Origin of the sequence: Thalassobaculum sp. (assembly GCF_040219615.1) — a bacterium.
In the GTDB taxonomy this organism is placed as follows: domain Bacteria; phylum Pseudomonadota; class Alphaproteobacteria; order Thalassobaculales; family Thalassobaculaceae; genus Thalassobaculum_A.
The window spans coordinates 1-11,209 of the sequence record NZ_JAVJSE010000022.1 but is presented as its reverse complement, the minus strand read 5'-3'; the positions used below and the strand labels follow the sequence as shown (position 1 = coordinate 11,209).

10 protein-coding genes and 1 tRNA gene are annotated in these 11,209 nt (G+C 72.2%); 7 read left to right on the top strand and 4 right to left on the bottom strand.

What is annotated here, in order from left to right:
- Positions 1-64: 64 nt before the first annotated feature.
- The 4 genes from RIC31_RS12750 to RIC31_RS12735 are packed head-to-tail and all read left to right on the top strand — an operon-like array spanning position 65 to position 4,303.
- Complete coding sequence (locus RIC31_RS12750; RefSeq protein WP_350107716.1) at positions 65-1,282, top strand: ABC transporter substrate-binding protein; 1,218 nt, start codon at positions 65-67, stop codon at positions 1,280-1,282.
- A gap of 27 nt (positions 1,283-1,309) precedes the next feature.
- Positions 1,310-3,004 carry an ABC transporter permease gene (locus tag RIC31_RS12745; protein WP_350107713.1) on the top strand — a complete coding sequence of 565 codons (1,695 nt, stop codon included), beginning with the start codon at positions 1,310-1,312 and terminating at the stop codon, positions 3,002-3,004.
- Positions 3,001-3,678, top strand: a complete 678-nt coding sequence (locus RIC31_RS12740; RefSeq protein WP_350107710.1) for an ATP-binding cassette domain-containing protein — start codon at positions 3,001-3,003, stop codon at positions 3,676-3,678. Before RIC31_RS12745 ends, RIC31_RS12740 begins: the two co-directional genes overlap by 4 nt.
- 34 nt (positions 3,679-3,712) lie before the next feature.
- Positions 3,713-4,303, top strand: a complete 591-nt coding sequence (locus RIC31_RS12735; RefSeq protein WP_350107707.1) for a dioxygenase family protein — start codon at positions 3,713-3,715, stop codon at positions 4,301-4,303.
- A 36-nt stretch (positions 4,304-4,339) separates the two neighbouring features.
- Here RIC31_RS12735 and RIC31_RS12730 read toward each other — a convergent pair whose 3' ends face one another.
- Positions 4,340-5,242, bottom strand: coding sequence for a LysR family transcriptional regulator (locus RIC31_RS12730; RefSeq protein ID WP_350107704.1), 903 nt, complete (start codon positions 5,240-5,242; stop codon positions 4,340-4,342).
- Positions 5,243-5,344: 102 nt separating this feature from the next.
- Between RIC31_RS12730 and RIC31_RS12725 the strand changes: the two genes are divergently transcribed.
- Positions 5,345-5,971 carry a class I SAM-dependent methyltransferase gene (locus RIC31_RS12725; RefSeq protein WP_350107701.1) on the top strand — a complete coding sequence of 209 codons (627 nt, stop codon included), beginning with the start codon at positions 5,345-5,347 and terminating at the stop codon, positions 5,969-5,971.
- A gap of 635 nt (positions 5,972-6,606) precedes the next feature.
- Here RIC31_RS12725 and RIC31_RS12720 read toward each other — a convergent pair.
- The 3 genes from RIC31_RS12720 to RIC31_RS12710 all read right to left on the bottom strand — a co-directional run bounded on the left by RIC31_RS12720 (position 6,607) and on the right by RIC31_RS12710 (position 8,636).
- On the bottom strand, positions 6,607-7,779 hold the full coding sequence (locus RIC31_RS12720; protein WP_350107698.1) for a DNA sulfur modification protein DndB: 1,173 nt from the start codon (positions 7,777-7,779) through the stop codon (positions 6,607-6,609).
- A 471-nt stretch (positions 7,780-8,250) separates the two neighbouring features.
- Positions 8,251-8,487: a GIY-YIG nuclease family protein gene (locus RIC31_RS12715; protein ID WP_350107695.1), complete on the bottom strand. Its 237-nt coding sequence runs from the start codon at positions 8,485-8,487 to the stop codon at positions 8,251-8,253.
- Between the two features lie 59 nt (positions 8,488-8,546).
- A tRNA-Ser gene (locus tag RIC31_RS12710) sits at positions 8,547-8,636 on the bottom strand.
- Between the two features lie 253 nt (positions 8,637-8,889).
- Between RIC31_RS12710 and RIC31_RS12705 the strand changes: the two genes are divergently transcribed.
- Together RIC31_RS12705 and RIC31_RS12700 are read left to right on the top strand one after the other, a co-directional pair.
- On the top strand, positions 8,890-9,210 hold the full coding sequence (locus RIC31_RS12705) for a hypothetical protein (RefSeq protein ID WP_350107692.1): 321 nt from the start codon (positions 8,890-8,892) through the stop codon (positions 9,208-9,210).
- Positions 9,211-9,316: 106 nt separating this feature from the next.
- Positions 9,317-10,993 carry a Rieske (2Fe-2S) protein gene (locus tag RIC31_RS12700; protein ID WP_350107689.1) on the top strand — a complete coding sequence of 559 codons (1,677 nt, stop codon included), beginning with the start codon at positions 9,317-9,319 and terminating at the stop codon, positions 10,991-10,993.
- The last annotated feature ends 216 nt before the right edge of the window (positions 10,994-11,209 follow it).

The window sequence follows — 11,209 nt, the reverse complement described above, 5'->3', positions numbered from 1 at the left end:
CTTTCGCGCACACAATCGCACCGGACCAGACAACCGACCCCAGACAACCGACGCCGGGAAGCGGATGCATCGCCTCACTCGTCTCATCGCCGCGGTGACGCTTCTGCTCCTGTCGACCGGTCCGGCGGGCGCGGCGCCCCCCGACCCGACCGACTGGGACGCGGTCCTGCGCGCCGCCCGGGGCCAGACGGTGTACTGGAACGCCTGGGCGGGCGAGCCGCGGATCAACGAGTACGTCGCTTGGGCGGCCGGGCAGGTCGCGTCGCGCCATGGCGTCTCGGTCGTGCATGTGAAGCTGTCCGAGACGGCGGACGCAGTGGCGCGGGTGCTGGCGGAGAAGGCCGCCGGCAAGGTTGCGGGCGGCAGTGTCGACCTCATCTGGATCAACGGCGAGAACTTCGCGGCGATGAAGCGGAGCGGACTGCTTTTCGGGCCCTGGGCCGAGGCCCTGCCGAACTTCGCGCTGACCGATCCGGCGAACAATCCGGCGGTACGGGAGGACTTCACCGTGCCGGTCGAGGGCTACGAGGCGCCCTGGGGCAAGGCGCAGCTGGTGCTCATGAGCGACTCCGCCTACGTCGCCGAACCGCCGCGCAACCTGTCGGCGCTGCTCGACTGGGCGCGCGCCAATCCCGGGCGGTTCGCCTATCCCCGGCCGCCGGACTTCCTGGGATCGACCTTCCTCAAGCAGGCGACGCTCGGCCTGGCCGTCGATACCGCCCCGCTCTACCGACCGGTGGACGAGGCCGGGTTCGAGGCCGTGACCGCGCCGCTCTGGGCCTGGCTCGACGCGCTGCACCCGCTGCTCTGGCGCGGCGGGCGGGCGTTCCCGCCCGATGGCCCGGCCCTGCGCCGGCTGGTCGGCGACAGCGAGCTCGCCATCGCGCCGGCCTTCAGTGCGACCGAGGTCGCCGCGGCGGTGCTGGCCGGCGAGTTGCCGGCCGGCGTGCGGACCCACGGCCTCGACGGCGGCACCATCGGCAACGTCAACTTCCTGGCGATCCCGTTCAACGCGACCGCCAAGGCCGGCGCCATGGTGCTGGCGAACTTCCTGCTGTCGCCCGAGGCCCAGGCCCGCAAGCACGATCCCGCGGTGTGGGGCGGCGAGACCGTGCTGGCGGTCGACAGGTTGGCGGCGCCGGCGCGGGCGCTGTTCGACGGCCTGGATCTCGGCCCCGCCGGCCTGCATCCGGCGGCCCAGGGCGCGGTCCTGCCGGAACCGCATCCGAGTTGGACCGAGCGGCTCGAGACCGCCTGGGCGGCGCGCTACACGGCGCGCTGATGGAAGCCGGATGACGCGCTCGGGCGGATGCTGAGGCTGGCGCCGTACCTGACGGCCGGCCTGGTCGCCGGGCCGATCGCCGTCGGCTTGCTGGGCGTGACGCTGCCGGCCTTCGGGCTGCTGCCGGGCCTCGGCGGCGACATGGCGACCCTGGCCCCGTGGTTCCGGCTGCTCGACCAGCCGGGGCTCGGCCGCTCGGTGGCGGTCGCCCTCTTCGCCGGTCTGGGGTCGACCCTGATCGCCGTCCTTCTCGTGTTCCTGTTCCTGGCCGCGGCCGACGGGACCCGGCTGCTCGGATGGATGCGCCGGCTGGTCGCGCCGCTGCTGGCGGTGCCGCACGCCGCGGCGGCGGTCGGCGTGGCGTTCCTGATCGCGCCGTCCGGCCTGCTGGCGCGGCTCGCCTCGCCCTGGGCGACCGGCTGGCAGCGGCCGCCCGACCTGCTGATCGTGCACGACGGCTGGGGCCTGGCGATGATCGCCGGTCTGGTGGCCAAGGAAGTGCCCTTCCTGCTGCTGATGTGCCTGGCCGTTCTGCCCTCGCTCGACCCGACGCGACGGCTGGCGATCGCCCGGTCGCTGGGCCAGCCGCCGTTCACCGCCTGGCTGAAGGCGGTGGCGCCGGGGCTGTACCCGCTGGTGCGACTGCCGGTGTTCGCGGTCCTGGCCTTCGCCTGCTCGACCGCCGATGTCGCGCTGATCCTGGGGCCGACCAATCCGCCGCCGCTGGCGGTCGCGGTGCTGCGGTGGTTCGCCGATCCGGACCTGTCGATGCGCCTCGTCGCTTCTGCCGGCGCGCTGCTGCAGCTGCTGGTGTCGCTGGCGGCCATGGCCGCATGGTGGGCGGGCGAGCGGGTCGTGGCGGGGCTTGGCCGAGGCTGGCTGACGGGCGGTGCACCCGGCGTCGCCGGGCGGGCGGTGTCCTGGCTCGGGCTCGCCGGCCTGCCGGCGGTCGCGATGTCGCTGACCGTCGCGATCCTCGGCCTCGCCGTCAGTTCCCTGGCGGGGCCGTGGCGGTTTCCCGACGCCCTGCCCGACGGCCTCACGCTGGCGGTCTGGGCGCGCAGCCTGCCGGCAATCGCCGGCGGACTGGCGACGACGCTGCTGCTGGCCGCCCTCGCCGCCGTCCTGGCGACGGTCGCGGTGCTGGCGGTGCTCGAGCAGGCGGCGCGCCGCGGGCGGGCGGCGGATCGGGCGGCTGGCCGGGCGCTGCACGGGCTGCTGTACCTGCCGCTGCTGCTGCCGCAGGTGCCGTTCGTGTTCGGCCTCGTGGTCGGCGCCGAGACCGTCGGCCTGGCGCCGGGCCACGGCCTGGTGCTGGTCGGGCACGTGGTCTTCGTGCTGCCCTATGTCCTCCTGGTCCTCGCGGAGCCCTACCGCCGCTTCGACCCGCGCTGGATCATGCTGGGCGCGACCCTCGGGGCGTCGCCGGCCCGGACCTTCTGGACGGTCCGGCTGCCGATCCTGCTGGGGCCCTGCCTGGCGGCGCTGGCGGTCGGGCTGGCGGTCAGCGTCGGACAGTACCTGCCGACCCTGCTGCTCGGCGCCGGGCGGGTCGAGACCGTGACGACGGCGGCGGTGGCGCTGGCGTCGGGCGGCGACCGGCGGGTGGTCGGGGCATGGGCGCTGGCGCAGGCGGCGGTGCCGGCCGCCGGCTTCGCGCTGGCGCTGCTGCTGCCGCGGCTGGCCTGGCGCCGGCGCCGCGGGCTGGGTGCGGCCCGATGACCGGGCACCGGCTGCGGCTGGACCGGCTGACGATCGCCCTGGGCGGCGTCACCCTGGCGGCGATCGACGCGACGGTCGGGCCGGGCGAGGTGCTGACCGTGATGGGCCCGTCCGGGTCCGGCAAGTCGACCTTGCTGGCGTTCCTGGCCGGCTTCCTGGATCCGGCCTTCAGCGCCGGCGGGCGGGTGCTGCTGGACGGCGAGGACGTGACCGGCCGGCCGGCGGAGGCGCGCCGGATCGGCCTGCTGTTCCAGGACCCGCTGCTGTTTCCGCATCTCTCGGTCGGCGGCAACCTGCTGTTCGGCATGCCCCGGCACCGCGCCCCCCGGAACTGCGCCCCCCGGGAATGCGACCGCCGCGACCGCATGCGGGCGGCGCTGCGCGAGGTCGGGCTCGAGGGCTACGCGGACCGCGACCCGGCGACCCTGTCCGGCGGCCAGAAGGCCCGGGTGGCCCTGCAGCGGCTGCTGCTGTCGGAGCCGCGGGCGGTGCTGCTGGACGAGCCGTTCTCCAGGCTCGACGCCGCGTTGCGCGGCGAGGTCCGGGACCTGGTGTTCGCCCGGCTGCGGGACGCCGGCCTGCCGGCGGTGCTGGTCACCCACGACGCGGCCGACCGGCCGGCCGATGGCGGGGAGGTTGTTCACTTGTGCCCGCCGGCACCCCATCTGCCCTGATGGCGGGACAACGCAGGGAGCCGAGGACAAGCCGATGCCGATCAGCCGCCGCGATCTGACAGCCGGCCTGTTCGCCGCGCCGGTGCTGCTGTCGCCGATGCGGGTCGCCGCCGCGCCGGCCCTGCCGCCGACGCCGGCCTGCGACGATCGCCCCGATCCGACGCCGCGGGCCACCGAGGGTCCGTTCTTCACGCCCCTCAGCCCGCGCCGGCACGACCTGGCGGCCGACGTCGACGGCGGCGAGGCGCTGCTGGTCGGCGGCTTCGTGGTCGGCCCGGCCTGCGCGCCGGTCGCCGGCGCGGTGGTCGACGTCTGGCAGGCCGACCATCGGGGCCGCTACGACAACGACGGCTACCGGCTGCGCGGCCATGTCGAGACCGACGCCGCCGGGCGCTGGTGGTTCGCCACGGTGGTGCCGGGGCGCTATCCCGGCCGGACCCGGCACATCCACGTCAAGGTCGGCCCCGGCAAGGCTGGGGGCACCGGCCGGGTCCTCACGACCCAGCTGTTCTTCCCCGGCGAGCCCGGCAACGCCCGCGACTTCCTGTACGACGAGCGCCTGCTGCTGCGCATGGCGGGCGACGGCGCCGAGCGGTTCGGGCGGTTCGACTTCGTGCTGGGGTAAGCGGCCTGGGGTGAGCGGCCTGGGGTGAGCGGCCGGCTACCGGGTCCGGGCCGCGTCGCCGAGGGCGTCGGCCAGCCAGTCGAACACCAGGCGGATCCGGCGGCTGGTGCGCAGCTCCCGGTGCGCCACCAGCCAGACCTCGAAGGCGAAGGGATCCATCCACGGGGCCGCCCGGCGCACCAGCGGCTCGGCGTCGCCGACCCCGGACGCCATGACGCCGATGCCGAGGCCCTGCCTGACCAGTTCCCAGAGCACCAGGTGGCTGCCGGTCAGGAGCGGGAAGTTGCGGGCGCCGACCGCGATCCCGCGGCCGTTCAGCGCCTCGATGAGGCGGTCGTTGTCCGCGAAGCCGACGAATTCGGCGGCCGCCAGCGCTTCGGGCGTGTCGAGCCGCCCGGCGCGCCGGAGATAGCCGTGCGACGCGTACAGGTGCCCGCTGTCGTCGGACAGCTTGCGGGCGATCAGGTCGGGGTCGGTCGGGCGCGGGTTGCGGATCGCGATGTCGGCCTCGCGCCGGCGCAGGTCGGCCAGGCTGTTGCTGGCCACGATCTCGACCGCGATGCCCGGTTCGGCGGCGCGCAGCCGGGCGATGACCGGCGGCAGCACATGGGCCGCCGTGATCTCGGAGGCGGTGATCCGCACGCTGCCCTCGATCGACTGCGATCGCCCCGATGCCGACAGGGACACCCGGGTCGCGGCCTCGCCCATGGCCCGCACGTGCTCGGCCAGCTCCAGGCCGCCCGGCGTCAGCGACAGGCTGCGGCCGACCCGTTCGAACAGGGCGACGCCGAGTTCCTCCTCCAGGGCCCGGACCTGCCGGCCGAGGGTCGGCTGCGCCAGGCCGAGGGCGCGGGCGGCGGCCGACAGCGAGCCCTCCTCGGCGGTGACCAGGAAGGCCCGGGCGCGGTTCCAGTCGAATGTCACGGCATGCCAGTCCATGCAGAAATGCATACTGGCTGATCATGATCGGTCAATTCACATTCGAATGACGCAGGGGTATCACCCCCGCCGATGGCCGACGACACAGCAGCCGGAAGACCGATGACGACGATGCAGCGCAGCGCGCGGTTCTGGGACCGGATCGCCGACAGATACGCCCGCACGCCGGTGGCGGACGAGGCCACCTACCGGACCAAGCTGCGGGTCACCCGGGAGTATCTGCGGGCGAACATGGAGGTCCTGGAGCTCGGCTGCGGCACCGGCTCGACCGCACTGGTCCACGCGCCGGCCGTGCGCCGGCTGCTGGCGGTCGACGTCTCGGCGCGGATGCTGGAGATCGCGCGCCGCAAGGCCGACGCGGCCGGCGCCGGCGACCTGGAGTTCCGGCAGGCCGGGATCGAGGATTTCGAGGCGCCGGACGCGTGCTTCGACGCGGTGCTGGCGCACAGCGTCCTGCATCTGCTGGAGGACCGCGACGCGGCGATCCGCAAGGTTCATCGGCTGCTGAGGCCCGGCGGCCTGTTCGTCACCAGCACGCCGTGCCTGGGCGACTTCCTGCGGATCTTCCGGCTGGTCGGCCCGCTCGGCCACGCCCTCGGCCTGATCCCGATGGTGAGGGTGTTCACGGCGGCCGAGCTGGAGGCGAGCCTGGCCGCGGCCGGTTTCCGCACCGAGCACCGCTGGCAGCCGGGGCGGCGCAAGGCGCTGTTCATCGTGGCCCGGAAATGAGCGTGTCCCGGGCCGGGGACGCACGGCAGGGCGCCGGCCCCGAGGCTTCGAGGGAGGACCCCTTCGCGCGGGAGGCGGTTCCGGGTGGCTTGCCGGCCGAAGCCCGCAGGGCGGAGGGTGGCGGAGGAAGAGGGACCCTCGGCCAAGATCTGTAACTATCTGAAATATCGTGAATAAATTGCCAATATCTGTACCAGTCGAGCTTGTACCGCAGCGGTACAGCTATCAGGCCTCGAGCCCGTCCACCAAGGAATTGAAGCGGCGGAGGGGGGGCAGCGGTTCTCGCCGCCCCCCGTGTGCATCGCCGCCGGGCGACCGTTATGCCCCCTTGTGCGCCAGGGCTGCTTCGACCTGGACCAGGGCCGCTCGAGCTGCCTGCAAGGCCTCTACGGCTTCCGCTGCCTCCCGACCGGGCAGGTAGGGCCCCTTCGGAGGTAACAGGTGGTTCGCGGCGGGCTGAACGTTGTGGAAGCGGTGCCCAGTGGCGATCTCAGCGATCCGCCCGGAGTTCACACCGAACCAGGCTGCGATGTCGTGCTGACGGTCCCCGCGGTTCAGCATGCCCTTGACGACCGCAGCGTCAGCTTCGGTCAGGGAGATGCCGCTTGGGTCTGCGCGGTATGGCATGGCCCACCTCACTCAGCTGCCGACGCCGTAGGGCGCCGGATTTGGCGGTAGGCCGGGGACCCGGTATCGGAGAGGGCATCGAAGACCGCGTACCCCGTCTCCTTGGTCCCGCCGACCGAGAACGCGCCTCGAGGCGTGAACTTTCCAGCGATGCCCTCCCAGTGCTTACCCCGCCGCCAGTCCACATCGCGCAGCATCGCGACCAGTTCGGTGGCCCTCTGCGAGCGTTCCGCAGAGTCCTCGGTCTCGGCCAGCGGATGACCGATCGCCCCAATTGCCGCCAGAACGGACGGGGCGGACGCGATCTTGTTCTCCCGGTCCTCCATGGCTGCGCCAATCTGGTCCGTGACCAGCTTGAACCACTCGATCGCCGCTTGGGTGACGAGCGGCAGGCGATGGTCGGCGATGTGGACCGGTCGGGATCCATATTTCACGCCCGCGATGCCCTCCGCGAAGGTGATACACGCCCCGCGGAGGGACGTGATCGTAACGACCTCGCGGTCCTGAGTCCGAAGCTGTCGACGGACCTTGTTCACGCGGTCTCGGAAGAAGGGGACGTGCCTTTCGATGTCCCGCGTCACCCGGGTCAAAGGGTCGCGCGCGTCCATGCCGATGCTGAGTGCGGCGTTCGGACGAACACCCAAGACGTTCAGGTCGTGGAAGCACTGACGTGCCCATGCCTTATCGTACCCGTGCGCAATGTACACGGGGATGAGCTGCTTCTTGGTCTCCGGGTCGAGCTGCGCGGCTTCGTATCGAGCCGCGAGCTGCGTTTCGCCGTCGATTGCGACCAGCCTCTGATCGAACGGGATCTGGATGAACCCCTTTCCGTACTCGTCGATCTCCGAGAGAAGGGGCTGCTCGGTAAACAAGATGATCGGGGGGGTCATTCCGTCGAGATGCCCGTGGTGGACATCGATGATGTAGTTGGCATACGGCTGGACGTTCCGCGCCTTGGCCCCGGCGAACAGGCGCTGCACCTCCTGCCGGATCTCCTGGAGGTCCTGTAGCTCCTTCCGAGCCTCCACCTTGCGGCGGTCTTCGGCATCGCGCGGGTCCGGCGCGATCTGGAAGAGCTGCGTTGCAGGAACTCGGGCCAGGAAGAGGTGCGTGTTGATCTCCACGCCGGCAATATTGTTGCCCTGCGTTGGGTTGAGCTTAACCGGTGCTTCGGTCGTCATGACCTGCTCCTTGTCACGTGGTTGCGTGCCGAGGCGCCCGGAGGTATCGTCGCTTCGTCCAAGAAGGGGACCTTCGGGTCCTCGGCGCCCGGTCGGGGAACTCCCGATCGGGCGTTTTCGTTTCTACTCTTCGAGATGCGGGAGTGCAATGGATTTTTTTCTCGACGCTCCTTTCTTTCTATCTCGAGATGGATTTCCGCTGAGCTGAGGTCGCTGAACTGCGTCGATGCCGGTCTCGAGGAGGGGCGCTAGGGGCGGGCTTGATCTGGCCAAGGAGAGGTTTTCTCGGATCTCAGTGACAGTGCACTTGATCGACAGCGCGAGTCGCTGCCAAAGGATGCGGACACCCTGCTCAGCATCTGGCGGTACCGAGTTCCGCGCGCTTCAGCACCGGCGTTTTCGGCGCCGATCGCTCATCCGTCGCCTGTCCGGCGCATTCGCCGGCGGCACGCCCCGAGGGTCGCGAGCATCTCACCAGAACCGCTTCTTCGCGAACGCCTTGCCGGAGCCGGACTTGAAGTAGGCCTCGAGTTCCCGGGCGTTCCGCTCCGTCGCGACGGCGACATGGCTTTTCAGCGTTGCGGGCAGGTGCGGCTTGGTGGAGGCGACCTGCCCCGCCGCATGCGAGTCGAATCGCCGCCGCAGGTCGTTGGTCGACCCGACGTAGACGTCGCCGCTGGCCAGCTCGCGGAAGTAGACGTACCACACGTCCCGGTCCCCCTACGCCAAGGCTACGGGGGACACTCCTTCGCCCAGGGCGCGGAGGATGGCGGAGGGAGCGGGATTCGAACCCGCGAGGGGCTTTCACCCCTACACACTTTCCAGGCGTGCGCCTTCAACCACTCGGCCACCCCTCCGGAAGCCGCGCAACCTAATGGACCGCGTCCGGCTTTGCAACGCCCTGATGGGGGCCCTGATGGGGGCCCTGATGGGGGCCGGAGGGCGGTCCGGGAGACGGGCCGGGGGCGGGCCGATCGTCGCGCCCGCCGGCGGGCTGCGCGCCGCGGGTTCCGCGATCCCGCCGGCCGTGGTTAACTTCCTGCGGGAAAAGGGATTGGCGTGCGGGCCGGCTTGGGCCGCCGATCCCGCAACGGCGGTGATGGGTAGCTCATGCGCATCCTGTTTCGCGTCCTCGGCCTGGTCGCCGGCGGGCTTGCCCTGGCGTTGCTGGGCCGCGACCTGTTCGTGCTGGCGCAGTCGGGCAACTGGTCGCCGATCGACGTCGGTGCCTTGTGGTGGACCGTGCATCCCGGCTCGCTGCAGCTCGCCGAGCCGGCGATCGCCCGCCACATCCACCCGTTCCTGTGGGACCCGGTGATGCTGACCGTGCTGCTGTCGCCGGCCTGGCTGGCGCTGGGCCTGGTCGCGACCCTGCTGCTGCTGTCGACCGGGCGGCGGCGCGGCCGCCGGTCGCGCCGGTTCGGGAGCTGAGGCGGACGGAAACGAACGCGCGCCGAACATTTATTTACCAAGTGAATTCTTGTTTTAAAATCACCACCGCCACATACTGCTTCCCGAGCCACCGAGGGAGGTCGCCATGTCCGCCGTTATCGAGGGTATCGTCACCGAGGCCCGCCCGAAGCCTGCCGATGGCGGGCGCCGCTGGGTCGCCGCCCTGCCGCTCGCCGACCTGCAGGCGAAGGGCCGGGCCCTGGTCAGGCGCGACGGCCGGCAGATCGCGCTGTTCGCCACCGCCGCCGGGGTGCGCGCCATCGCCAACCGCTGCCCGCACGAGGGCTACCCGCTCTCCGAGGGCACGCTGGCGGACGGCGGCGCGGCCGAGGGAGCGGGGGCCGACGGCGCGGCCTGCACGCTGACCTGCAACTGGCACAACTGGAAGTTCGACCTGGATACCGGCGAGGTGGTCGGCGGCGGCGACGCGGTGCGGGTGTACCCGGTCGAGATCCGCGACGGCGTCGTCCACCTCGACGTCACCGACCCGCCGCCGGAGGCCCGCATGGACCGCGCCCTGGCCGGGCTGCGGGACGGATTCCGGCGACCCCGGCGCGACCGCTTCGCCCGTGACCTGGCGCGCATCGAGGCGGCCGGCGGCGACCCGCGCCGGGCCCTGGCCGCCGCCGTGACCTGGACCCACGACCGCCTGGAATGGGGCACCGAGCACGGCTATGCCGCCCTGCCGGACTGGCTGGCCCTGGCCGACGCCGCCGCCGACCCGGTCGACCGGCTGGCCTGCCTGGTCGAGACCGTCGGCCACTTGGCCGACGACGCCCTGCGCCATCCGGCCTTTCCCTATCCGGCCGGCAGCCTTGCCTGGGACGAGGACGGCTTCGTCGCGGCGGTCGAGGCCGAGGACGAGGCGGCGGCGGTGCGGCTGGCGCGCGGCGGGCTGGCGGCCGGCGGCCCCGGGGCTGCCGGCTTCGACGCGGTCGATCGCGGCCTGTGCCGGGCGGCGCTGGGCCACTACCAGGACTTCGGGCACTCGGCGATCTATGTCGAGAAGACCCGCGAGGCGATCGCCCGGCTCGGCGACCAGGCCCCGGTCGAGGCGCTGGTCCTGGCCCTGGTGCGCAGCCTGGTCTATGCCCGGCGCGAGGACCTGATCCCGGAGTTCCGGGCCTACCGCCCGGCCCGCGAGGCCTGGACCGGGCGCGGGTCGGCCAAGGCCAAGCCGGCGGATTTCTGCCGGGCCTCGGTTTCGAAGTGCCTGGAGCGCGCGCTGGCGGCCAGCGGCGACGTCGAGCGGCTGTACGACGCCATGCTGGAGGCGGCGGCCTGGCAGCTGCTGCGCGCCGACCCGCTATACGCCGCCCGCGCCGACCAGCCGGTCAGCCGGAACGTCGACCGGCTCGACTTCAGCCACGCCATCACCTTCGCCAACGCCGGTCGCCGGATGGCGGCGCGGCACCGCATGCTGTGGCCCGACGTGCTGCTGCAGGTCGCCTGCTTCCTCGGCCGCAACGGCGGCTATGTCGCCCCGGGCTACGACTGGCGGCAGTGGCAGGTGGCGGACGTCGACGGCTTCCTGGCGTCGGCCGCCGCCGGCGTGATCGACCACGGGCAGGCCGAGTACATCGTCACCGCGCATCTCGCCAAGATGCTGTGCGCGGTCCGCGAGGAGGTCGCCGTCGCCCCGAACGCCGCCCGGGTGCCGGCGCTGGCGGCCGCCCTCAACCGCTTCCTGAACGAACCGTACCGGCGGATCCTGCCGCGGCGCATCGCCCACCAGGCCAGGGAGACCGTGCGCGGGGAGTAATGCCCGTCGCGCCGTCTATGGTGTTCACACATCGCGAAAACGTCAGCTTCTTGAAGTATTTGGCAGTGCCCGTCCCGCAGTGGATCCCGGAGCCGGCTGCTCGCGCAGCCCCTCCGGGATGACGAAGTGAGGGGTGGATCCGGGAGGGAAACCGGCCAAATCCTGCCCACCTTCGTCATTCCGGAGGGGACGCGCGAGCGTCCGGCTCCGGAACCC